The organism is Ruegeria sp. B32 (genome assembly GCF_025141855.1).
Taxonomy (GTDB): domain Bacteria; phylum Pseudomonadota; class Alphaproteobacteria; order Rhodobacterales; family Rhodobacteraceae; genus Ruegeria; species Ruegeria arenilitoris.
In genome coordinates this window covers 2,670,767-2,694,626 of sequence record NZ_CP081106.1, presented here as the reverse complement: position 1 = coordinate 2,694,626, position 23,860 = coordinate 2,670,767, and the positions used below count along the sequence as shown (strand labels likewise).

Annotated in this window: 21 protein-coding genes, 1 tRNA gene and 1 pseudogene; 5 read left to right on the top strand and 18 right to left on the bottom strand. The window is 54.8% G+C overall.

Going from position 1 to position 23,860, the window contains the following annotated elements:
- Window positions 1–12 precede the first annotated feature (12 nt).
- The 4 genes from K3752_RS13615 to K3752_RS13600 all read left to right on the top strand — a co-directional run bounded on the left by K3752_RS13615 (window position 13) and on the right by K3752_RS13600 (window position 3,263).
- Window positions 13–1,395 carry a sensor histidine kinase gene (locus K3752_RS13615; RefSeq protein ID WP_254429446.1) on the top strand — a complete coding sequence of 461 codons (1,383 nt, stop codon included), beginning with the start codon at window positions 13–15 and terminating at the stop codon, window positions 1,393–1,395.
- A gap of 64 nt (window positions 1,396–1,459) precedes the next feature.
- Window positions 1,460–1,536: transfer RNA gene (locus K3752_RS13610), tRNA-Arg, on the top strand.
- 148 nt (window positions 1,537–1,684) lie between these two features.
- Window positions 1,685–1,948, top strand: a complete 264-nt coding sequence (locus tag K3752_RS13605) for an Arm DNA-binding domain-containing protein (protein WP_260063530.1) — start codon at window positions 1,685–1,687, stop codon at window positions 1,946–1,948.
- A 661-nt stretch (window positions 1,949–2,609) separates the two neighbouring features.
- Complete coding sequence (locus tag K3752_RS13600; RefSeq protein ID WP_260063529.1) at window positions 2,610–3,263, top strand: hypothetical protein; 654 nt, start codon at window positions 2,610–2,612, stop codon at window positions 3,261–3,263.
- A 5-nt stretch (window positions 3,264–3,268) separates the two neighbouring features.
- On the opposite strand, the gene K3752_RS13595 is transcribed toward K3752_RS13600, so the two are convergent.
- The 15 genes and pseudogenes from K3752_RS13595 to K3752_RS13525 form a co-directional block, all read right to left on the bottom strand.
- The gene (locus K3752_RS13595) at window positions 3,269–4,009 is read right to left on the bottom strand and encodes a glycosyltransferase family 2 protein (protein ID WP_260063528.1); all 741 of its coding nucleotides are present in this window, start codon (window positions 4,007–4,009) and stop codon (window positions 3,269–3,271) included.
- Window positions 4,006–5,619 (bottom strand): aminoglycoside phosphotransferase family protein, encoded by a 1,614-nt coding sequence (locus K3752_RS13590; RefSeq protein ID WP_260063527.1) that lies wholly within the window; start codon window positions 5,617–5,619, stop codon window positions 4,006–4,008. Before K3752_RS13590 ends, K3752_RS13595 begins: the two co-directional genes overlap by 4 nt.
- A gap of 25 nt (window positions 5,620–5,644) precedes the next feature.
- Entirely contained in the window at window positions 5,645–6,022 is a 378-nt protein-coding gene (locus K3752_RS13585; protein ID WP_260063526.1) for a hypothetical protein, read from the bottom strand.
- Between the two features lie 148 nt (window positions 6,023–6,170).
- Window positions 6,171–6,863, bottom strand: a complete 693-nt coding sequence (locus K3752_RS13580) for a sulfotransferase family protein (protein WP_260063525.1) — start codon at window positions 6,861–6,863, stop codon at window positions 6,171–6,173.
- Window positions 6,864–7,007: 144 nt separating this feature from the next.
- A pseudogene (locus tag K3752_RS13575) lies at window positions 7,008–7,262 on the bottom strand (transposase); the annotation flags it as partial.
- Between the two features lie 611 nt (window positions 7,263–7,873).
- Window positions 7,874–9,028: a Gfo/Idh/MocA family protein gene (locus K3752_RS13570; protein ID WP_170366381.1), complete on the bottom strand. Its 1,155-nt coding sequence runs from the start codon at window positions 9,026–9,028 to the stop codon at window positions 7,874–7,876.
- Entirely contained in the window at window positions 9,028–10,083 is a 1,056-nt protein-coding gene (locus tag K3752_RS13565; RefSeq protein WP_260063524.1) for a sugar phosphate isomerase/epimerase, read from the bottom strand. Before K3752_RS13565 ends, K3752_RS13570 begins: the two co-directional genes overlap by 1 nt.
- Window positions 10,084–10,109: 26 nt before the next feature.
- Complete coding sequence (locus tag K3752_RS13560) at window positions 10,110–11,168, bottom strand: LacI family DNA-binding transcriptional regulator (RefSeq protein ID WP_170343496.1); 1,059 nt, start codon at window positions 11,166–11,168, stop codon at window positions 10,110–10,112.
- Between the two features lie 7 nt (window positions 11,169–11,175).
- Window positions 11,176–12,798 (bottom strand): dihydroxyacetone kinase subunit DhaK, encoded by a 1,623-nt coding sequence (locus K3752_RS13555; protein WP_260063523.1) that lies wholly within the window; start codon window positions 12,796–12,798, stop codon window positions 11,176–11,178.
- A 10-nt stretch (window positions 12,799–12,808) separates the two neighbouring features.
- On the bottom strand, window positions 12,809–13,801 hold the full coding sequence (locus K3752_RS13550) for an ABC transporter ATP-binding protein (protein WP_260063522.1): 993 nt from the start codon (window positions 13,799–13,801) through the stop codon (window positions 12,809–12,811).
- Window positions 13,794–14,891, bottom strand: coding sequence for an ABC transporter ATP-binding protein (locus K3752_RS13545; protein WP_170368062.1), 1,098 nt, complete (start codon window positions 14,889–14,891; stop codon window positions 13,794–13,796). Before K3752_RS13545 ends, K3752_RS13550 begins: the two co-directional genes overlap by 8 nt.
- Window positions 14,892–14,893: 2 nt before the next feature.
- Entirely contained in the window at window positions 14,894–15,082 is a 189-nt protein-coding gene (locus K3752_RS13540; RefSeq protein WP_170343500.1) for a hypothetical protein, read from the bottom strand.
- Complete coding sequence (locus tag K3752_RS13535) at window positions 15,079–16,017, bottom strand: carbohydrate ABC transporter permease (protein WP_260063521.1); 939 nt, start codon at window positions 16,015–16,017, stop codon at window positions 15,079–15,081. Before K3752_RS13535 ends, K3752_RS13540 begins: the two co-directional genes overlap by 4 nt.
- Window positions 16,014–16,961: a carbohydrate ABC transporter permease gene (locus K3752_RS13530; protein ID WP_170332156.1), complete on the bottom strand. Its 948-nt coding sequence runs from the start codon at window positions 16,959–16,961 to the stop codon at window positions 16,014–16,016. The genes K3752_RS13535 and K3752_RS13530 overlap by 4 nt, the downstream gene beginning before the upstream one ends.
- Window positions 16,962–17,040: 79 nt before the next feature.
- Window positions 17,041–18,360, bottom strand: coding sequence for an ABC transporter substrate-binding protein (locus K3752_RS13525; protein WP_093965439.1), 1,320 nt, complete (start codon window positions 18,358–18,360; stop codon window positions 17,041–17,043).
- Window positions 18,361–18,757: 397 nt separating this feature from the next.
- Between K3752_RS13525 and K3752_RS13520 the strand changes: the two genes are divergently transcribed.
- Complete coding sequence (locus K3752_RS13520; protein WP_260063520.1) at window positions 18,758–19,537, top strand: MOSC domain-containing protein; 780 nt, start codon at window positions 18,758–18,760, stop codon at window positions 19,535–19,537.
- Between the two features lie 101 nt (window positions 19,538–19,638).
- Here K3752_RS13520 and K3752_RS13515 read toward each other — a convergent pair whose 3' ends face one another.
- The 3 genes from K3752_RS13515 to K3752_RS13505 all read right to left on the bottom strand — a co-directional run bounded on the left by K3752_RS13515 (window position 19,639) and on the right by K3752_RS13505 (window position 23,829).
- Window positions 19,639–20,526: a sulfotransferase domain-containing protein gene (locus tag K3752_RS13515; RefSeq protein WP_260063519.1), complete on the bottom strand. Its 888-nt coding sequence runs from the start codon at window positions 20,524–20,526 to the stop codon at window positions 19,639–19,641.
- 345 nt (window positions 20,527–20,871) lie between these two features.
- Window positions 20,872–22,419 (bottom strand): arylsulfatase, encoded by a 1,548-nt coding sequence (locus tag K3752_RS13510; RefSeq protein WP_170373386.1) that lies wholly within the window; start codon window positions 22,417–22,419, stop codon window positions 20,872–20,874.
- A gap of 561 nt (window positions 22,420–22,980) precedes the next feature.
- Window positions 22,981–23,829, bottom strand: coding sequence for an enoyl-CoA hydratase/isomerase family protein (locus tag K3752_RS13505; protein WP_260063518.1), 849 nt, complete (start codon window positions 23,827–23,829; stop codon window positions 22,981–22,983).
- Between the last annotated feature and the right edge of the window lie 31 nt (window positions 23,830–23,860).

Genomic DNA, 23,860 nt, shown 5'->3' with positions numbered 1-23,860 from the left:
AAGGAGCGCCACTTGAACTCGCTGTCGGGTCGTTTCCTGATCTTGACGACGGTCTTCGTGATGTTGGCCGAGGTACTGATCTTCGTGCCGTCGATCGCGCGCTTCCGAGAGGATTTTCTTCTGAACCGGCTGGAACGCGCCCAGATCGCCTCGCTCGCGCTGCTGGCAGACGACATGCTGGCCGACGAGCTGGAGGCCGAGCTTTTGGCCAATGCCGGGGTCTACAACGTGGTGCTGCGCCGGGACGAAGTGCGCCAGCTGATGCTGTCTTCCCCTATCCCAGACCAGGTCGCCAAGACCTATGATCTGCGAGGCGCCGGGCCCTGGGTTCTCATTCGGGACGCGATGATCCGTTTCTTCACGCCCGAGAACCAGGTCATTCGCGTCATCGGGCAGCCTGTGCGGGATGCGGGTCTGCTTATCGAAGTCACCATGGACAGCGCGCCCCTGCGTATGGCGATGATCGACTATGGCCTGCGCATCCTCGGCCTGTCCTTTGTCATCTCGATCATCACCGCGTTTTTCCTGTTCCTTGCGGTGCGGGTGGTTCTGGTGCGCCCGATCAAAAGCGTGGTGGGCTACATGCAGCGTTACGCCCGTGCACCCGAGGATGCGCGCGGCATCATCTCGCCCCAATCCAAGGTGACCGAACTGCGCGAGGCTGAAGAAGCCCTGCAGATGCTGCAGACCGACCTGACCCAGGCCCTGAAACAGCGCGAGAGGCTGGCTCAGCTGGGTGGCGCGGTGGCCAAGGTCAGCCACGATCTGCGCAACATCCTGACCTCGGCCCAGCTGTTCACTGACCGGATCGAAGCCAGCGACGACCCGTTGGTCCGACGGATGGCGCCCAAGCTGGTCAACTCGATCACCCGGGCGGTGTCCCTGTGCGAAAGTACGCTGGCCTTCGGGCGGGCGGAAGAGCCCGCGCCCACCCTGACCATGGTGCGGTTGCGCGATATCGCGGCCGACGTAGCGTCCAGCGAGGCTCTGGCCGTAGACGGTGGCTGTATCGAAATTGCCAACGACGTTCCGGACGATCTGGTCGTTCGGGCCGATCCGGAACAGATGTTCCGGGTCATCATGAACCTTGTGCGCAACGCACGCCAAGCACTGATGACATCCGGCCAACCAGGAAAAATCACGATCTCGGCCTCCGAAGATCAGGACGCATGGGTCATCGAGGTTCGGGATACCGGCCCCGGTTTGCCGCCACGAGCGCAGGAGAATCTGTTCACGCCGTTTCAGGGTGGTGTGCGCAAAGGTGGCTCGGGCCTGGGTCTGGCGATTTCGCAGGAACTGGTGCGCGGCCACGGGGGAGAATTGGTGCTGACCAGCACCGGCCCGGAGGGCACGGTCTTTGAAATAAGGCTCCCACGGGGGGAGATGGGTTTTTGAATTATTTTTGAAGAATCGGGTTGCACGTCCCGAACGCCGGGTCTAAATACCGCCTCACCAACGCGGACCGATAGCTCAGCTGGATAGAGTACTTGACTACGAATCAAGGGGTCGGGGGTTCGAATCCTCCTCGGTCCGCCACTTGGTAATTCTCCCTGATTTCGACGAGATACACTAGGTCGTCTGAGCCCTTGTGTTTTATGACTATAGTCGTGCTTCCGGGATTTGTTGGATTTTATCCGGTCATACTCATATACTTCCATTGAGTGGTATCTTTTGTGGCATTTTCATGTCTGCGCTCAGCGGGAAGCTGACAAAGAAGCTGGTAGAGAATCTGGGTCCGGGCCGGCATGACGACGGTTCTGGCTTGTACCTTGTTGTTGATCCATCAGGTGCACGGCGTTGGATCGTACGCGTAACGGTCAAAGGACAGAAGAATCGCAAGGGCGCTCAGCTGAGAACGGACTTCGGTCTGGGCGGCGCCGACGTCGTCACACTGAACCAGGCCCGAGAAAGAGCGATCGGTGTGAGACCAGTCACCAGAAAGCGATGAGCATAAGGCGGCTTTGTCCGCGCCCCGGTCATTGCTATCATAAAAATGCTGCAGAGAGTCTCGAACGGCAGTTAAGCGAAAGCTGCATGCGGCGTCTGGCAATCCGGTGAATGTCTCTTGTGGGCCGGTCGCGTTCCTTGAGGTTACTTAATCGAAAGTCTGGAAGGTCCGCAATTCGGACATCGATCGATTTTCCCCGAATAACCGCTCTGCGGGACTTTCCTTACTTTCGCTACGTGACTCATCAAGGTCTACTTCCATGTAGACTTCCCATAGCCATCCCTACTCAACAGAAGCTCTCTGTTCCAAATTTATTGAAACGGCGATGAACGACAGCGACATGACCGTGCTTATCCGTCACTATTTCGCCTGGTTGACCGAGTTTATAAGCCACCAGCCCCAGAAACCATCATCCTGATGGACCAATGGTCCATCATGCTCTAACAATCAAAATGGACTACTTGGGTGGCGCTAATCAGCTCTCTAAGCATTGCAAAGTTAGGTGAACGCTTTGTCAAATTTGCTCTCAAAGTTTACGGGTTGGTTTTCTAAGAAGCTTCAAGAAAGGGATGGGAGCAATACATGGATTTTGCAGAGTCCACCTCGGGTGGCTGTCTGTGTCGGTGGCCAGTTGCGGACTTTCAGAGATTGTATTGATAATTTGAACGTGCATCTTGTTACCCCCCTGGATGCAGATGTTTTCGTGGCCACCTGGGCGCAGGTGGGGAATTCGCACAAAGAGAATAAGACCGTGACAGACACTGTCACCCTAGAAGACGTGGTCGAGGTGTTTGGCGCGAAGGCGGCTGTCGTAGAGAGTTTTGACGTAAGCTATTATGATGAGCTTTCCGGTGTGCAAAGACCGGTTCAGCTCGCAGAGGCTGAACCCATTCATTCGAAAAGCGCGTTGCCCAGTTTTTATATGATTGAACGCGCGAATGCGCTGAAAAAAAAAGCGGAGGAGGAAGCCGGCCAGCGATATGACATCGTGATCAGAATTCGGCCTGATCTGCTGCTGGACGGCAGTGTAGATTTCATTCGAGATGCGCAGGTCGATGACAATATGATTTGGGCCTCGGACCTTTTGATTGATACTAATACGCAGGTCAGCGACAAGTTTGTTTTTGGTTCGTCCTTTGCGATGGATCGATACGCCAATCTATTTGGGCGTTTGCCGCATTATTGGGAACAGTGCTCTGGCGCCCACTCCTGGGAGGAGGCGCCGGTCGGGGAGCGGCTGGTGAGGCGATACTGTAAAGACGAAGGTCTTGCGGTGACGTTTTTCAATACACCCTGCAAAATCCACCGTTGGTAAGCGCCTTAACTTTCGGCGCGCTTCAATGCCTCGTATTCATCGGGCGTTCCACAGAAGATGACCTCTTTGATCGGAATGGTGTGGTAGTAGATCTTTGCACCTTGCTGGATTGCGCGATTGTAAAGCGGAGCAATATATCGCTCTCCGCCTTGTAGCTCTTTTGGGTCCGTCGTTTCTATTTGTTGATATAAAGAAAAGAAAAACTTGGCGCTTTTGAAATAGTACAGGCCAGAGCTGCAGAGATCAGAAATTCTAACCTTCTCGGCTACTTCAAGGGCTATGTTTGGGGTGCTGTCTGGGCGCACGAATGACCAATGCTCGCCTTCCCCTTTGAAAACTTCGACATAGCCATCCGTGTCGGATAGGTCGAACTCGGTCGGATACCGAAAACCGGGGCGGAATGTATCAATGTTAAAGATGGTGAGCGGCTCATCGGCTGAAATATCGGTCGCGCGCAGGCCGAGGGCTACGGTTTCTGCTTGCCCGCTGGTTTCGTGGCTGAGCTCGGCAAGCTGATACATATCGGTAGAAAGTCCCATCTCTTGAAGCTCACGAACGAGAAAGGCTCTGGTGTCATCGATTTCACGGTAGATGAACAGAAAGTGCTCTTTTCCGAAATAATGTTGGAAGCTTTGTACCGCATTACGAAAAACGCTACGACCGTACACGTTCAACATATACTTTGGTTTAGTGTATCCGCTGCGATAAAATCGGGAGCTTAGCCCCGCCATGGGAATAACGATCATGTCTTGGTTCCTTGCAGTCGTGCGTAAGCCAGCAAGCCAGAGCACAGCAACATCTTTTGGCGTTGGGGGGCTTCCTCGTGAAGCGGTAGCATGGTGAAGAATAATAGTCCCATGTGTGCCATCAATTCGGTTTTCTGTAGTCCGAAGGAAGCTGATACTTGCTGGAAGAATATCTCTTCGACCTCTTTATCAAAAGACGTAGAAGCCACCGCAATGCTCCAGTCAAAACCTGTATGCTCGTCCAATACTGATCGGCCGAGTACTATCTTGTCGTATTTGCCGAGAATGGAATGAGCCAGCTTGCCCAAGTCATATCGATAATCGCCGTACAGGCTTTGCTCGCCGGATGACAATTGACCGCGGGGATCGATGCAGATCACACGGCCTGCGGTGAAATCGTAGAAAATGTTTCCGAAGAAAAAGTCGCCGTGCCACATGCAAATGTCATCTGGCGAGGTGGCGGGGATTTCTGCAAGCAGCTCGGTAACAACTTGTTTGATACTCGGAAGCAATGTGCCATTGACCGTGATCTGTTGATTCAGAGAGATACCAGATGTTTCGGAGAAATGCTCGAGCCGCCCCCAAGTTTTGCGAACATACATGTCTTGGAAAAAATCGCTTGCAAATTCTTCTGACGCTTCGGGACTGAACTCCTGCGGGCGCAGGTTACGGCATTCTTGTAAGAAGTCGATACAGCCACGCAGAATTTCGAGCCAATTTGCCAGCGAGAGTTCGCCAAACACATGCAGATCGGCAAGTAAGGGGTGATGAACATATTCAAGGGCATAACCCGCCTGATAGTCTCCTTCAGCCCGACCGAGATATCGCGGCGTGTGGAGGCGCAGCCTGTTCGGAATATTTTCGTACCAATTGGCTTCGGCGCGAATTTTCGCAACTTTCTTGGATCGTTTGACGGTGTAGCCGTCTTCAAATTTCACCTCGTTAAACGAGCGAGCCGTTAGCATGTCTCGTTTTGATCTGAAGTAGAGCGGCAAGTGGCCAAAGTCATACCATTCTTCGGGTTCGGTGAGCGAGAGGCCTTTGTTTTGATGATAACTGTTGAGTGCGCCGGTGATTTTGTCTTCGACGCAGGCGGCGTGCAGTTTCTCGGGGTCTGAGAAGTTGAAATAGCCGGAGACAATCCGACGAGTGCTTTGGTATTTGGGTGGGTCTTCCGAAAAACGCATCAACGCGCCGGTGTCGTCACATTCGGCGAAGGCCCAGAGGTAGTTTGCTGTACTGTCTTTAACAGCGACGATATCGCCCTGAAGCAGGTCTTCGTTCGACATCCGGACCAAAGTATCACCGTACAGAATTCTGACATTTTCTTGTGGTTTCAACGAGTCAAGTACGCCGGCAATTGCCCCTCTGATTGGCAAAGTTTCTGGCTGCTGGAGAATCTCGATGTTGCTTTGATCCAGCATGGCCTTATCCACGCTGGATATTTCGTAGTCATCGGGAAGTGTAAGAATACAACGTTCGCCGAGAGCGAGTTTGGCCTGGTGAGAATACAGCCTGCCTTGTCCCAGTGGCAAAAAACTGGGGGGGAGCATTCCAAATTGATGCGCGATTTCGGGGCTGACGCGGCGACCCGACATGATGATCAGCACGATTGCGGTCTCTTCGGGGCAGTTGTCACGATTTGTCTATTTTTGTCAGCTTGCGGATTTCATCATAGCTAAGAGAAACAAATTCATCCGGGCGAATTGCTTTGTCATCGATGTAAAAACCTTCGAAACCACACCAGGGCTTTCCGACCCAGATTTCATCATGTGGGATTTCGTGTTTTTCCAACCATGCCGTGATACCGGGGAGCGTCCTTACGTTTATTTTCCCTACGTTTCCGGAATGGGTGTGCATGTTTCGGCTGGTGTGAATGACAATCTCAAACCCACGCTTGTGATACTCGCGAAGGCGCTCTACTACGGCTTGGTTTGGGGCTTTGGTTGCATAGTTCGGTGAGCTTGCGCCGTTGGTTATGGTATCATCCAGATCTATAATCAATCGCTTCATATAGCTCTCACATCGCCTCAAATTTGTGTATTTTTAACAACTGATTTTACGGGAGATGCCCGCTTTAACAGTGTTTCATTATTCAAGATATATCCATACGTGGTTTCGAATATTCTGTCTATGCCAAGTCGTGCGGGACGCTTAGCGATTATACGGGATGCTCATACCCCAGTAGGCGATAATCTTCGGAAAAATGAGCCACAATGTTTTCTAGATCCTGCTTCGCGGGATGTATTTTTACGGATTTGCTTTTGTTGGCCCTGGGGAGCGTCGGCGAGCAGCCGATTTTTTGAGCGACAACAGCCCAATCCCTGCTCAAACTTTCCATCCGGCAAATGTGGTCGATCTGAATTGTGTTATCCTTGATTGGAAAATAGTCCACATATGGTGCCCAATGGTGATTGCTGCGAGTTCCCAAAGAGCGGCAAAACTCTGGGAAGTCGATGGTCTCAAAAGGCTTTCCAAAGACCTCTTCGATTTGTTGCTCGCGAAACTCATGTCCGCTTTGGGTAAACATCGAGTAGTTGGAGATCGTTCGGGCTACAGGATCACGCACAACGGTGAAGCTGAAAAATCTAGGATGCATCTCTATTGCTTCAAGAGGGGTCACACCGGTCAGCATCTTAAACCCGTATCGCCAACTGCGACACCGATCCGCAAAGGTTTTGACCTGACTGATCCCGAGATGGTCTTTGATCGAGGAGCAGGCGGCTTTGGGCGTTTCGAAGTATATTACTTTTTTGCGCTTTGAGACCCAGATGAATGAACTGGTTTGGCAGCCACATTTTCGGAGACTGCATGGAAAACTGGTTTTCCTGATCATAGCTGGCGATTCATTCATCGTTTTTCACACTTTTACTATTTGAGAGTCTTCATAGACCGGTTTGCCTGTCAGCCTCAGAAAATCCTTTAGTTTTGCTGACAGATGCAGGCAACTAAGTTGCGGGGGAGTGATCAGCCTCATCTGACTTGTCCAAGTTGATTGTTAGTGCATCATCGGCCTCTGATCCATCGGGATGATGGTTTCAGACGCTGGCGGGCGATAGCCCAGAGCACTGTGGGGGCGTTTTGTGTTGTAGTGTTTCCTCCATTGTTCGATCAGAATTTGAGCTTCTCGAAGGCTGTAGAAGATTTCGCCGTTGAGCAGCTCGCCTCTGAACCTGCCGTTGAAGCTTTCACAGTATCCGTTCTCCCACGGGCTCCCAGGTTCGATGTAAGCCGTCTGGGCGCCAACGGCGGCGAAACCGCAGGCAGACGCGGGATCCCATGTGCGGCCCGCTGGTGTTGCCGTCCTCCTCCTTGGCAACGGCTGAGAAAAAGCCCGAACCCTCGGGCGTCGAGAATGCTACCCACATCTGCAGGTCCTCCTATTTTTGGGAAAGGGCGCGCGGTCTATCAGAAAAAATACGGGGTCGTCAAATCGAGGGGGCTTCCGCGCTGGGTTGCTTGGCCTAGAGGCGCAAACCGAGACCTCAGAATCCGGCAGCGGATACGTGACGGTTGGAGACTATTCGTACCCATCCAGTTTTTCCGTGATCGCCTCCTGTTGCGGCGATCTTTCTGAAAGCGGTGGCTGACATCATTGAGCTGCTGTGCTGAACAGACGCTCATACCGATGGTTCCTTTGTGGGCCGGTTCGGGCCATTTGTACTTGCCGGCCGCGTTGGTGGCTTCGTCCGCAGAGCGGCCATTGGTGGACGATGCGGCGAAGAGTTGCTTTGCCCGGCGGGCTATGATTTTGGCGGCCACAGAGTTTCAATACTGCGGCGAACTGGTGGTTGGACGAGCCGAGGGGCAGGGAAGGGTTGGCTGGCTCAGTATCCGGTGCCTACCCTATGCCCACAGCCAGACTTACTCCAACTTGACCCAAGCCGCGTTTCTGGACGAGCTTTGCACACATGCGGCTACAAATTTGACGCCGTCTAGCCCGTCGTGCACGGTTGGGTAAACAACGGACGCCTCAGGTGAAATCCCATTTCGGAAAGCCTGGATCGCCTCAGCAGCCTCTCCGTAAATATTGGCGAACCCTTCAAGATATCCTTCGGGATGGCCCGGAGGAACTCTGCTCAAGCGATTGGCAGCGTCACCAGCTCCAGCGCCATTGCGGGTGATCAGACGCTTTGGTTCGTTGTAGGGCGTGAACCAGAGATAGTTCGGGTCTTCCTGAGCCCACTCCAGCCCACCTTTTTCGCCGTAGACCCGCAACCGAAGTGCGTTTTCGTTGCCGGGAGCCACCTGAGAGGACCACAGCATACCCCGTGCTCCGCCTTCGAAGCGAAGCAAGACATGTGCGTTGTCATCGACTTGGCGCCCCGGGACGAAGGCCTGCAGATCCGCCGCAAGGCTTTCCGCCCTCAGCCCGGTCACAAAACAAGCGAGGTTGTAGGCATGGGTCCCGATGTCACCGGTTGATCCGCCCGCGCCCGAGCGTTCCGGATCGGTTCGCCACTCCGCCTGTTTGAAATCCTGCTGCTCGGTCAGCCAATCCTGCGGGTATTCAACCTGGACAACGCGGATTTTGCCAATATCACCGTTGGCAACCATTTCACGCGCCTGCCGAACCATCGGGTAGCCCGTGTAGTTGTGGGTCAGTATGAACAGGGCATTCGCGCTTTCCGCCGCTTTGACCAGTTTTTTTGCATCGGCAAGGGTCGAGGTGAGTGGCTTGTCACAAATGACGTGAATCCCACGTTTCAGGAATTCACGCGCGGCGGCATAGTGGACGTGATTTGGCGTGACGATTGAGACCGCCTCGATCCCGGATTTGAGCCGGGCTTCCCGGATCGCCATTTGTTTGAAGTCTTCATAGACCCGTTCGAGACCCAATGCCCGGCCGCTTTCAATGGATTTTTCGGGCGTCGAAGACAAAGCGCCGGCAACCAGTTCGAACCTGTCATCCAATCGCGCCGCTATGCGATGAACGCCGCCTATGAAGGCGTCATTTCCGCCGCCGACCATGCCAAGCCGAATGCGACCCGAGGCTTCTTCACTGCGTCCTGTAACCATTATTCGATCCCCAGCATTTTGCGATTGGCGGCTTCGTCAGCGCCACCGTCCGCGAAATCATCAAAGGCTTTCTCGGTCACACGGATGATGTGATCCGACACAAACTGAGCGCCCTCACGCGCTCCATCCTCGGGGTGTTTGAGACAGCATTCCCATTCGACCACAGCCCAGCCATCAAAGTCGTTCGCCGCCATTTTTGAGAAGACTGCCCCGAAATCCACCTGGCCATCACCAAGCGACCGGAACCGGCCGGCACGATCCACCCAGCTTTGGTATCCTGAATAAACCCCTTGCCGCCCGGTCGGGTTGAACTCGGCATCTTTGACATGGAACATCCGGATCCGATCCTTGTAGATGTCGATATTGTCCAGATAGTCGAGGCATTGCAGTACGTAGTGCGAGGGGTCGTACAACATGCAGGCCCGTGGGTGATTGCCTGTCCGTTCGAGGAACATCTCGTAGGTCACGCCGTCGTGGAGGTCCTCTCCGGGGTGAATTTCGTAGCAGACATCGACGCCGCATTCCTCGGCGTGATCAAGGATTGGCCCCCAGCGGCGGGCGAGTTCATCAAATGCCGTCTCAATCAAGCCGGCAGGGCGCTGCGGCCAGGGATAGACGTAGGGCCACGCCAACGCGCCCGAGAATGTCGCATGCGCCGAAATGCCCAGGTTCTTCGAAGCGGACAATGCTTTTTTTACCTGGTCCACGGCCCATTCTTGCCGGGCTTTCGGGTTTCCTCTGACTCTCTCGGCGGCAAAGCCATCAAAGGCGCTGTCATAGGCCGGGTGAACGGCCACAAGTTGACCCTGAAGGTGCGTTGACAGTTCAGTGACTTCGACGCCATTTTCCCTGGCTTTGCCTTTGAAGTCATCGCAGTAACCGGTGCTGGACGCGGCCTGTTCAAGGTCGAACAACCGGCCATCCCAACTGGGAACTTGGACGCCCTTGTATCCACAGTCAGCCGCCCATTTGGTAATCGCGTCCCACGAATTGAACGGTGCTTCGTCCCCTGCGAATTGTGCAAGAAATAATGCTGGACCTTTGATCGTTTTCATAAGTTTCCTCCCCAAAACCTAAGCCGCTATGGCGGTAAATTTTCCCTCAGATAGATGTCGATACGGATACGTTCCTGCGCTTTGTTGAATGGGACCTTGTCTGAAGTCGCACGCAGAAGACGGACGGCTGAACGAACAATGTGCCCGGTGTCTTGCGAGATCAGGGCGTCAAACGTGCCAAGCCTCAGAGCCTCTCGACTAAGCGGAGTCAGCTCATGCGCTATGATCACCAGATCCTTGCTGAGCTTGTTTTCCGAAAGGAATTGAATAAGGCCGGCATTGCCCGCTGCTGACGAGTATATTCCGACCAGATCCGGGTAGGTTTCGAAGATCTCGGGCATCATCTTGTAAATCAGATCCGGGTCATCCCGGCCCTCAACAGACGCCACGACTTCGAGATGCGGAAACTCCTCGGCCACAACAAGATCAAAGCCCTGGCGACGCTCCAGGTGGTCACGTGCCAAACGAGAGCCAGTCAGAACCAGGACCTTGCCCTCCCGATGCACGAACCGCCCCATCAATTGACCGGCGGTTCGTCCTGCGGAAACGTTGTCAATTCCTACAAAGTGGTCTCGCTCGGAACTCGGCAGGTCAGACACCAAGGCAACCACCGGGACCCCTTTGTCCTTGAGCCGTCTCACCGCATCGCGAACAGAAGGCGTTTCGGGTCCGAAAACGGCAACTCCATCAACATCCAAACTATCGACAGCATCCAGAATGTTGACGATATCCTGCGGTTCAAACGGAGCGACCCTTTTGATCGTAATGCGTGTCCGCTCGATAAACTGGTCACGGGATTGCTCTGCGATCTGGTTGCTGATCGCTTCCACAAATTCATTGTCGGTGTCCGGCAAAACAAAAAGGAAATTGTAAACCCGGTTTCGTGCGAGGTTGGCCGCGGCGGTGTCGCGCACATACCCCAGCTCATCAATTGCCTTTTGTACTTTCTGAACGGTTACTGCGCGCACGCCGGGGCGCCTGTTCAAGACCCGGTCCACAGTGGCCAAACTGACACCCGCAACCCGCGCGATGTCATTGACGGTTGGCTTCTTCACCAATTCTAGTTTTTGTTTTTGGTCTGCCACGTGTTCTTCAGCCCTCAAGCTCCCGCGCCAAGCCCTCGAACAACAAGGCAACGGCCTCAGCGCCGGGATCGTTATGTCCAACTAGGTTTTCTTCGGGAACATAGGCTGCTCGGCCCGCCTTCGCACGGCGAATTTTGGCCGTTTTGTTCGCTCCTTCGCGGGCGGCACTTGCTGCATGGGCCAACCCCGACGGGAGAGCGGCAAGCGCGGGTGCCAAGGCGTCAATCATAGTTCTGTCGCCGACCTTGGCGCCTCCAACTTGGCTGACGCGTTTCAGGCCTTCTTCCAAGGATTTGGCAACGGTCGCCCCATTGGCACATGCATCACCAGCTGCGTTGAAGAAAATTGCAAGTATCACGCCGGAGGAGCCACCCATAGTCTGGCTCAATTCATTGCCCAACGCCGGAAACAGCTGAGTCAAATCAGCGAGCGGCATGCGGTCCAGGCTGCCTTGCAGCGCTCTTGCGGCCGTCGCCAATGTGCTTCCTGTATCGCCATCACCGGATTTCGCGTCCAGTTCGTTCAGGTTCTTCTCAGCGTTGATGAGGAGTTCAGACAAGCGCGAGATCGTTTCCCTTGTGGTGGGATTGTTCGAAGGAATTGGATCGATCGGCGTCAGGCCGTCAGGCAATGGTGCCACTTTGATCGGGTCGATGGAATTGACCCTGGGCCACGCGGCCAGATCAACAGGTGCTTCAAGAGCTGACAAATCGGCCTGATCCACGGGGAGAATGGAAACAGAAAACCCGTGCATATCCAGCGATGTCATCATGGGGGCCGGGCCGATGATATGGTGGGCTATACCGGTCTCGGACAAGGCGTGTGTTAGGACAGCCATTTCCAGCGGAGTCGTGGAGCCGAGGTTGTTGACCAACGCCACACATTCCCCAGCCCCAAGCCGTTGCCTCAGTTTCTCCACCACTGTGGACATGGCCGAGACGGCATTTGAGAACTCGACTTGCTGCACACCCGGCTCGCCATGGATGCCCAAGCCAAGTTCCGCCTTGCCGGGTGCGATCCTGTCTTCTTTCGGAGATCCCGGAACGGTACAGGTGTCCAGGCTCATACCGATGCTGACAACTTTTTCGATGGTGCTACTGGCTGCTTTGGCAACGGTGTCCAGGTCAGCACCGTTTTCCGCAAGCGCTCCGGCGATTTTGTGCACGAACAACGTGCCTGCCACGCCGCGTGGTTGCGGCAGGTCGGGCAGGGCGATGTCGTCGTCGACGACCACCATCTCAACCTTGCGACCCAATGCACGGGCGCGTTCAGCGGCCAGCCCAAAGTTCAGCCGGTCACCGGTATAATTCTTGACGATCAGCAAGCACCCAGCCTCACCCGTGACTGCAAGAATGCCCGCCAGAACCGCCTCGACAGACGGGGACGCAAACACTTCGCCGCAGACTGCGGCCGTCAGCATACCGGCGCCAACAAAGCCCGCATGGGCGGGTTCGTGACCTGACCCTCCACCGGACACCAACGCCACCTTCGACTTGTCCCAATCCGACCTGTAGACAACTTTGATATGCGGGTAGCCGTCCAGCCGGGTAAGCCTCCCTCCAGAGGAGGCCAGTAGTCCGTCTATGGCATCTGTTACCAGAGTTTCTTTTGTGTTGAGGAACTGGGCCATGCTTTGCTCCTTAATTCACCCGCGCGCCGGACGCGTCAAAATACAATGGGTTGTGGGGGCGGATTTTTATAATTTTTCCAGATGGATAGTCCTGGTGGACATCTATCAACGTCACGACCGGGTGACCGTTTAGGTCCAGGTGCAGTCGTGTTTGATCGCCCAGATGCTCGGCGCGTATCACGCGCGCCTCACTGCCTTCACCTTCAACGATGTTTTCCGGGCGAAGACCAATCTGCGGACCTTTGTGGTCGCCTCCGAACAACTCGGACGGAAGGATGTTAATCCGTGGCAGACCCAACCTGCTGGCCACGTAAACGCTGCCGGGATTTTCGTAGATATCGCGAGGGGTACCGTACTGAACCAGCCTGCCGTTTTCCAAAACGCCGATATGCGTGGCCATTGTCATGGCTTCCACCTGATCATGGGTCACATAAAGCAAGGTTGATCCCAGGTCGGCCTGAATTCTTTTCAGTTCAACCCGCAAATCCGCCCGAAGCTTGGCGTCCAAAGAGCTGAGCGGTTCGTCCATTAGGAAGATCTGGGGGTCGCGCACCAGCGCCCGCCCTATCGACACACGCTGCATTTCGCCGCCGGACAATTCGGTGGCTTTGTTGTCCAGCTTGTGCGGGATCTGCAATATCTCCGAGACTTCTTTGACCTTCCTCGCGATCTCATCCTCTGGCGTCTTCAGGATCGGCGACCGCAGAGGGAAAGACAGGTTTTCACGCACCGTCATATGCGGGTACAGCGAGTATTGCTGGAAGACCATCGCCACGTCGCGCTGGGCGGGTGTATCCATCCCTACATCGCGTCCGGCAATGCGAACTGTGCCTGAAGCCAGTTTCTCAAGCCCGGATATCAGTCTCAGCGTCGTTGTTTTTCCCGCGCCCGTTGGACCCAACAACACCACAAAGGCGCCGTTGGGGATCGTCATTGAGATATCATCCACCGCTTTGATGTCGCCGAATGACTTCGAAATGTTTTCCAGAACGACTTCAGCCATTGCTCAGTACCTCGTCGTTCAGTGCGGACCTCAACGCGCGTCCGGTAGATTTTTCGAAAAGGGTCACTGCAGACGAGCGGAATTCCAATCCGACCGTCTCGCCGGGATTGACGGTTTCGCGAGCATCAATGCGGGCTTTCAGCTCTCCGTTCGGACTCTGCAGCGTCACGATCTGCGTGGTTCCCAGATATTCAGCGGCCAGGACCTTGGCTCGGTAGGCGCTGGCATCCGACAGAAAAACATGCTCGGGTCGAACGCCAAAAACCAAGTCACCTTCCGCACCTTCCATCAGTTTGGGCACGGCTTCGTCATGGCCATTCAGTCGAACCATTTCCGAGCCAGGCGCGACCTTTCCTTGAAACGGCAGGAAGTTCATCGAAGGAGACCCGATAAAATCCGCAACGAACATCGTCGCTGGTTTGTCGTAGATTTCCTGAGGCGTGCCGAATTGCTCGATCACAGCGTTGTTCATCACAACGATCTTGTCGCCCATTTGCATGGCTTCCAACTGATCGTGTGTGACGTAAACAGTGGTTGCGCCCATGCGATCGTGGAGCGCTCGCAGTTCTTCGGCCATATGCTCACGAAACTCGGCATCCAAAGCGCCAAGAGGTTCGTCCATCATGAACGCCTTGGGTTCGCGAACAATTGCGCGACCCAGCGCCACGCGTTGCCTGTCGCCACCTGAAAGCCCACCCACCGGGCTGTCGAGGATGTCGTTGATCCCTAGTATTCCCGCGACTTCTTCGACTTTGGCTTTGACAGCAGCGCGCGGCATGCCCTGCGAAATAAGCGGGTAGCTGATGTTCTTGCGCACGTTCATGTGGGGATACAGCGCGAACATCTGGAACACGAAGGCAATGTCCCGCTCTGATGGCGGCCGCTGGCTGATCTCTTCGCCGTCCAGATAGATTTCGCCCGACGTTGGAAGCTCCAATCCCGCGATCATTCGCAGCGTCGTCGTTTTCCCGCAACCGGAGGGGCCCAGCAGCATGAAGAACTCGCCGTCTTCAATCGTGAACGAACTTTCGCGGACAGCCGTGAAATCGCCGAACATCTTCTTTACGTTTTTGACTACGATCTGGGCCATTTCTACTCCGGGAAATGGCTGACGATGATGAACATGACGGTTCCGATCAGCGTGACGATGAAGGAATAAGTGAAGGCCCAAAGGACAAAGGGCTGCATCAGCATGAAGACACCCAGTGCGATGAGGATGGTTGCGACCATCTCCCATGGGCCGCGGCGGAGCCGCACCAATCCGGAAAGAAACTCGCTCATTTGCGTACGGCTCCGAATGTTATCCCGCGCAGCAAGTGTTTGCGCATCAGGATGGTGAAAATCATGACCGGGATCAGGAAGATCGTCGCGCCGGCCGCAACGGCAGGCCAGTCCAAGCCGCCGATACCGATGATGGTCGGGATGAACGGTGGTGCAGTTTGCGCGTTTGCGGATGTCAGCAGCACGGCGAACGCGTACTCATTCCAGGCGAAGATCAGGCAGAAGATCGCAGTTGACGCAATTCCGGTAGCGGCTTGCGGCAGCACCACTTTGTAGAAGGCCTGAAACCTCGTGTACCCATCGATAAGGGCGGCTTCTTCGTACTCACTGGGGATTTCGTCGATGAATCCTTTCAGCAACCAGACCGCTAGGGAGATATTCACGCCCGTGTAGAGCAGGATCATCCCGAGATGCGTGTCGCTTAAACCGAGGTTTCTGAACATCAGGAAGATAGGGATGGCGACAGCGACCGGAGGCATCATCCTTGTACTCAGGATGAAGAACAGAAGGTCATCCTTAAGCGGGACCTTAAATCGGCTGAACGCATAGGCGGCCAACGTGCCAAGGAAGATACTCAAGAACGTCGAGCCAAATCCGATGATGACCGAATTCATGAAGCGCTCGCCGAACTTGGAGGGCCCAACGATCACCATGTCGTATTGGCGTACGATCTCATCGGCCCAGTTCTGCGGCGGGTTGGCTTCCAGAAACTCCTGCGTCTGCCTGGTGCGTGTGGTGAAAAGGTTTACGTAGCCTTCGAGCGTTGGGTCAAAGACCACTTTGGGCGGGTAGCTGATCGCGTCGGCCGGAGACTTGAAGCCAGTCAGCAAGATCCAAACCAGCGGGATCATCGTGATCAGCGCATAAGTGATGACCAGGAAGCCTGCGATCCATTTGGACCGGTTCGAAGGTTCAGTGACCGAAAAACTGCTCATCGCTGTTTCACCTTGTTCAGGGCTTTGACGTAGATCGACGCAAGGCCGAACACGGTGACGAACAAGATGATCGCATAGGCCGAGGCGTAGCCCGTCCGCCACTTCTCAAACGCCTCTCGCTTGAGATTGATTGAGGTGAGTTCCGTTACAGATCCCGGCCCACCGCCTGTCAGCTGAACAACCAGGTCGAACATCTTGAAGTTCTCGATCCCTCGAAACAGCACCGCGAGCATCAGGAACGGCAGCACCATCGGAATGGTAATCGTAAAGAACTGCCGCAGCTTGCTGGCCCTGTCGATCTCAGCCGCCTCGTAGATGTAGTCGGGGATGCTGCGCAGCCCGGCCAGACAGATCAGCATCACGAAGGGGGTCCACATCCAGGTGTCAACGATCACGATCGCCCAAGGGGCCAAAGTGACCGACCCCAGCATTTCAAAGCTTGAGGGGTCCTTGCCGGTGAACCAGGACACGATGTAGTTGAACAGGCCGATTTGAGGCTGATACAGGAATTTCCAGAAATTCCCGACGACGGCCGGGGACAGCATCATCGGCAGCACGATGATCGTGGTCCAAAGATCGTTGCCCTTGAATTTCTTGTTGATCAACCACGCCAGCGTGAACCCGATCAGGACCTGGAAAAAGATTGTCCAGAACAGGAAATGCGCTGTTGCCTGCATATTCAGCCAGGTATCCGAGTCCGTCAGGATACGCTCGTAGTTCCTGAGTCCGACGTCTTTGACTTCGCGCCCGATCCGGTTGGCCTTGTAGTTGGTAAAGCTCAGCTGGATGGTCCAGATCAACGGAAAGATGTTGATCGCCAGCAATAGAAAAATCGTTGGGGAGATGAAAATCCAGGCGATCGCGCGGTCGGATAATCCTCGGATTTTTCGCGCAACTCGCTCGGGCGTTGCCTGCGCAACGCGATCTACGGTCCTGTCAGACATCTCTTTGCCAGCTCTTGTTGGTTTAGGACTCACGGGTGAAGGTGGAGCGGGATTGCACCCGCTCCTGCCTGTGTCCGGACTACAGCTTGCCTTCGTCTTCGAAGACTTCGGTCCAGTCTTGGATCAGAAGGTCAAGCGCTTCTTGAGCGGTGCCCTGGTCCGCAACCACGTAGTCGTGGATGCGCTTCTGCATCGCCAGCAGCAGTTCCGCATAAGCAGGCTCCTGCCAGAAATCCTGCACCCCGGCCATCGCTTCCAGGAAGTCACCGGCAAACGGCTGGCTGTCAACAAAACCCGGATCTTCCAGTACGGAGTTATGGGCCGAGTAGCCGCCGAGCTCCCACCATTTGGCCTGAACGTCCGGTTGTGCAAACCACTTGATGTACTCAAGTGCGGCGTCCTGTTTGTCAGAGTAGCTGACAACAGAGATACCTTGTCCGCCCAGTGTCGAACCTGCCTGATTTTGTGGTGGGTTCACAAAGAAGTCGATCTTGTCGCCGCCGGTATTGGGATCGGCGTAGAGACCCGGGAAGAACGCAAACCAGTTCATCGCCATGGCGACCTGACCGGACTTAAAGGCGTCCAGACTCTCACCCATGTAAGAGTTGGTATATCCCGGAGGCGTCGCCGTTTCGTAGAATTCCTTGTAGAATTCCAGAGCTTCAACCGCTTCGGGCGAGTTCACGGCGCCTTCCATGTCATAGGAACCCGGCGTGTTTTCGTATTTGAAGCCCCAAGGATACAGCGCTCCGGTCACACCCATGGTGATCCCTTCCGAGCCACGCTCGGTAAAGATGGCTGCGCCATAGACAGTCTTGCCGTCGATCTCACGACCTTGGAAGAACTGCGCGATCTGCAGGAGTTCTTTTTGCGATTGAGGCTCGCGAAGATCCTGACCCGTCGCCTCTTTGTAGGCGGCTTGGATGTCGGGGTTTTCGAACCAGTCCTTGCGGTAGAACCAGCCATTCGCATCGCCCATCGCTGGCAGCGCATAGTAGTTCGGCGTGCCCTTGGGCCAGGTCGAGTACGCATAGACGGTGGCCGGCGCGAAATCGTCCATGCTGATGCCTTCAGCATCGAAGAAGTCGTTCAGTTTGACATAGTGGCCATTCTCAGCGCCCCCGCCGATCCACTGGCTGTCACCGATCAACAAGTCGCAGAGCTTGCCCCCAGAGTTCAGCTCGTTCAGCATCCGATCCGCAAAATTCGGCCAGGGAACAAACTCGAAGTTCATCGTATGCCCGGATTCAGCTTCGAATTCCTTTGAAAGCTCAACAAGCGCGTTGGCCGGGTCCCATGCAGCCCAACAAAGCGTCAGATCTTCAGCATTCGCCTTGGTGGAAAGAGTAGTAGCGGCAAGGACTATTGCGCTGGCCGAGGCCAGTTTTGTGTAAGTCATCCATTCCTCCCTTTTTTCGCCGTCAATCGAGGATGTGCGAATCGCGGCATACCTCCAAGGCTATTTGAGGTACGCACATCAAGTCTAGATATTTTTGAGGTTCGTACCTCAAACGGACGGCGGTTGACGATTGATTGTCCTCTTAGTCACTGATTTCATGTAACTTTATTCCATCTAGCCGGTGTGCATGTATTTTCAGCAGTGAGGCATAAAGGGCCGCACCCGCCAAAATTGGCCCAGCTCACGATCACGTCCATCATGCGGCCAACCGGATTTTGGAACCCGCTTATGAGGCTCTAGCGGATTATTCGGTCGATACCTTTGAGGATTGGAGATAGCGTCAAACCGCACGGGCCACTCTGGATCGTGCATGACTTGTATGGTCAGGGGCAGACGTATGAATACGCTCTCTATCGTCAGATTGAACCGGTACCCAATCAAAGGCTTGAGTGCCGAGCCGATGCAAACCGTGACGCTGCGGGCAGGGGAGGGGATCCCGGGTGATCGCCTGTTCGGATTTGCGCGCTACAACTCCGGATTCGACCCACAGAACCCTCAGCCACTGCCGAAAGATCGCTTTGTTGTTCTGTTGAATGAGGCAGCGCTGGCAGGCGTCGAGACGAGTTTTGATTTTGAGACCCAAGATCTTGAGATCAAAGCGAACGGCAAAACGCAAAGCTTCAATATGCGAACACCAGAAGACCGGATGAATGCGGCAAGCTTCCTGTCCTCAGAGATCGGCTTGAAAGATCCCGAACTGCCGGAATTCGTCTCGTCCGCTCCTCATCGGTTTACGGATGTGTCCGTCGTCTCACCAAAAATGATGAACGCGATATCCGTTCTTAATCGCGCGTCGGTGAGAGAGTTGGGTGAAAAACTGAACGCAGAGATCCAGCCAGCGCGGTTCCGCGCGAACATCGAGATAGACGGCTTACCTGCGTTGTTCGAATTGGAGGCGGTCGGATCAGTTCTGAGATTTGGCGATGTTGAGTTGAAGATACTATCGCGTACGAAAAGGTGTGCGGCCACTGAAGTGAACCCGGATACGGCCGAGCGTGACTTGAAAATACCCTATCTTATTAGGAAGTTGATGGGGCACATGGATATGGGAATCTATGTCGAGGTGACCAAAGGCGGAACCCTAAGTGTCGGCCAACCCGGGGAAATGCTTGCCTGAATGCCGCCCCCCTCAGATTGGCGACCTCGGGAAACCCCTGTTCCATATTCAATCGTGAAAAAGATCTTCGGTTTTTGCTGGTTCGCCCGGGGTGGCGATGTCTACGCAGCGAGGCTCCCCTGAGAGCCATATTCCAACCAGTCTCGGTCTTCGGGATCCAGGTGTGCATCCATCATCGCGTCGTAGCTTGCCAGTTCTTCCGCCGTCAGTTTTCCGTGCCATTTGCCGCTCGTTCCGCTGTGGAAAAACTCGGCATCCGACTTGAAGAATCCTTTGCCACCTGAGGGGGCATAGCGTTCTGCTTTGTCCTTCATATTGTCGAAGGTCGCAGTTTGAACCAATTGATCCATGACTGCCTCTGAATGGGTCGTGCCCAGGATGTCAGCCAGCCTGAAGAACGTTCCTCTCAAGTCCCGGGTCATGTCTGCGTAGTGAAAAAGCGATACGTTCGGCCGGTCGGAAGGTGCCGCAGCGGCTTTGTAATGCCGGATGATATGTGCCAGTGGCATCGCATCGGTATCGAACCCTTCCGCCCCGCCGTCCAGAAAGCGACGGAATGTGATACCTTCTTCATCGTTCTCGGGATACCAGGTGTCAAACCAGGTCATTGGAATGTTTCTGATGTGTTTGCGAAACGAGAAATGCGCATCGAGGGGATGACGAAAAACGCAGATGTACTGTGCTTGATCATCCAGAGGTAACCCATCCATCGGTGTGTGGCTTTTCATGCTGCGCCGATGCTGCATGGCTTCGAGCCGCTCTGCGACTTCAGGCATCTCTCGGATTCGGATGTCTCCCCACGGCATTTTCACGGACAACTCCGTTTCAACTTCGGGATCACCAGAAAACAACATAGATACAATGGTTTGCATCCAGGTCGTGCCGCATTTCGGTGGTGTTACCACGAACACATCGTCGGGGCGGATGCGAACCATATCCCAGCGTCTATTGTCGGTCAGGGGGCCAAGGTAGAGCTTTCGGTTTTTCACGTCTGAAAACTCCTCCGTGCGAATTGGTTCAGGAAAATTGGAATGAAAGTGAAAGGCGACTGGTTCTCATGGCGGAAAGCCCAAAAAGCCAGTTGCTGCCTTGTCGAGTCAGGCCGGCAACAGAATGACGGCGGAGCAGCACCTATACGTTGTTCCAAAGACCTCTCAGGGTTCTGTCCAGCAAGCAGCGCTCAATGCCCGCAGAACGAAATCAAGCTGCCGTTCATTCTTTCCCTTGGACTGCGCTGGTCTTCAGTCCAAGGGGGTGATTTACCAGTCTAAATTCGACAAACAGTTGTCTTTGAATTCAGACTGGCGAACACAGCTCACGGCGTCCCGTTGGTGCTATTGGTTCCCGGCACGGCTCGTGAGTTCCTCCATGACGTTGTCGAGGTTGAAGCTGCCGGGTTTTTGCCTTGGCGGAAACTCCTCGAAGCTTTGCAGCCATTGCCCAACGAAGGCGGAGGCCGGAGCTATCGCGAACATATGCTCGAGGAACCAGCGCTGGTATCCCATAGCGTTCTCTTCCTCGGCTCGCTCGAACGGATCGCTGCGGAGGTTTGCCAGCATCGGTGCACGCAGGACTTCAAACGGTGAGAGCCATACATCAAGCCCGTGCGCATTCTGCTTCAGGAATGTCACCTTGTACTGTTCGTATCGCAAGGCGGCGACGCTGCCATCATCGGTCCAATAGATGAACTCGCTGCGCGGCCACTCATCCGTTTCACCTGAGAGCGACGGCAGAAGATTGTAGCCGTCAAGATGGGCCTTGTATTGGCGACCGATCGCTTCAACGCCACCATCGAGCAACTTTTCTTTGATGTCTGGCTCACCGACCGCAGCCAGAATGGTAGGCAACATATCCGTATGCGATACTACGCCATTGACCTTCGATCCCGGCTCGATGACGCCCGGCCACTTGATGACCGTCGGGACACGATAGCCACCTTCCCATTGCGTGTTCTTCTCACCGCGGAAGGGTGTCGTACCGCCATCCGGCCACGTGAACGTCTCCGCTCCGTTGTCGGTTGAATACATCACGACGGTGTTGTCGGCGATTCCGAGCTCATCAAGTTTATCAAGCAGTACACCGACATGCCCATCATGCTCGACCATGCCGTCGGGATAAACTCCAAGTCCCGTCACTCCCTCGGACTCTTCCTTCAAATGCGTGAATATGTGCATGCGGGTGGAGTTCCACCAAAGGAAGAAAGGTTTGTCCTGTTCGACGGCTCTATCCATGAAATCCAACGCGCTGGCCGTGACTTCTTCGTCAACGGTTTCCATGCGCTTTTTCGTAAGCGGCCCGGTATCCTCGATCGAGCCATCAGCTGTCGACTTGATCACCCCGCGCGGGCCGAAGTTTTCCCTGAAGGCTTCATCCTTGGGGTAGTCAGGGTTTTCGGGCTCTTCTTCTGCGTTGAGATGGTAAAGGTTTCCGAAAAATTCATCGAAACCATGGTTTGTGGGGAGGTGCTCGTCACGGTCACCCAAATGGTTTTTGCCGAACTGGCCAGTCATGTAACCATGGTTTTTGAGCAGCCCGGCGATGGTTGGGTCTTCGACAGGCATGCCCTCGGGCGCGCCGGGTAGGCCGACTTTGGTCAAACCCGTGCGGATGGGAGATTGTCCTGTGATAAAGGCCGCTCGTCCTGCAGTACAGGACTGCTCACCGTACCAATCAGTAAATAGCGCGCCTTCTTTGGCTATGCGGTCGATGTTGGGTGTCTGATACCCCATCATGCCATGGTTGTAGGCACTGATATTCCAGAATCCAATGTCATCTCCCCAAATAATCAGGAAGTTCATGGGGGGATCATCTTGTGCAGAAACGGCTGTGGCAGCTGCAGCAAATAAGGCCGCCATTATCGTTGATCTTGTTTTGTATTTCATTTTCGTCCTCCCAAAATTTTTTGTTAATACCGAGTAACCTATCACAAAACTGGCGGTTTTGTCGGGGCATTTGCGGTTTTCAGGATTTCGGGCGGAAACGCGCAAGTGATCCAAGAGACCCAATCGACTTTGATGGCTTTGATTTACGAGCCGGCTGAAACTTTTCTCCGCGCTTCAAGGCGTGGTTGATAAAGACGAGTTACGTCGAACCTCGGAGCCACGCCAATGCGGTTTCTGGAGCACTTCTTCTGCTTTTGGAGCAAAGAACGGCCTGCTGAACGTTTTTTGGTGTGTGTTCAGTAAGTCTGTCGGTCGTTCCGGCACATTCGATCCCGTGCGTTGGCGACCGAAAAGCGCCGCGCACCGTTGATCAACCCGGCCGTCGGTGCTGCTGCCGTCTATCCTTTAGCCTATCGCCGGCTTCGGAACATGGGTGTTTGGATTCCTTGACAACCGCAGCATCGCGACCTGCGTGCCTCCGCCCCCTTGCCGTCGGAACGCCCAAACCTGCTGCGGGATATGATCCGCTGAAACCGATTTCAGCGGATCAAGGGGCAATGGTCAGTTGGTGATTTCTTGCACCTTCATGACCAGTTCGTTCCAGTTTCGCTGGTTTTCGATATCATGCTCGAGCCCTTGTTCATCGGCAATTCGAAAGCGTTTGACCGCCGGCGTCTTGCTAGTCGCCTGGTACAGCCAATAGGCCTCGGCTCTCAACGCCTCGGAAATAGGTTTGTCGATGGATTCGTAGACCATCTGCTTGCACGCGTTGATGGATTCGGCGGGGAACTGGGCAATGCGCCTGGCCAGAGCATCGACATAGGGACCGATCTCGTCGGAATCCAGCGCCTTGTTGATGGTGCCCATGCGCTCGGCATCGTCGGCATCGTAGTCCTGCGCACTCAGGATGATTTCCAATGCCCGGCCAAGTCCGGTTTGGCGCGCCATGCGAGAAGCTCCGCCGCCGCAGGGCAGGATACCCATGCCAACTTCCATCTGCATGAACTTGAACCGTCCACGTGCTGCAAAACGCATATCCAGCGCGAGTGCGAGTTCGTGTCCGCCGCCACGGGCGAAGCCTTCAAGCTTTGCGATTGTTGCCTGCGGGACCTTGCTCAGCCGTTCGCACACGGACTGCAGGTCCAGCAACTGGGCGTCTTCACGCGAGACGGCTTCGGTCGAAAGATCCTTGAGCAACTCGGTATCGTAATGACAGACCCAGATTTCGGGGTTCGCCGACTGGAAGATCACCACTTTGGTTTCCCGGTCCCGCTCCAGCCGCATCGCAAGGCTGTAGAGGTCGGCCAGCATCTCCTGGCCCTGAACATTGACCGCTCCGAAGTTGAACGTCACGGTGGCAATTGCATTCTCGACCGCGACGTCGAAGGTCTGGAAATTTTCGTATTTCATTGGACAGTCCTCTCCTGTTCTCGCCATCAAA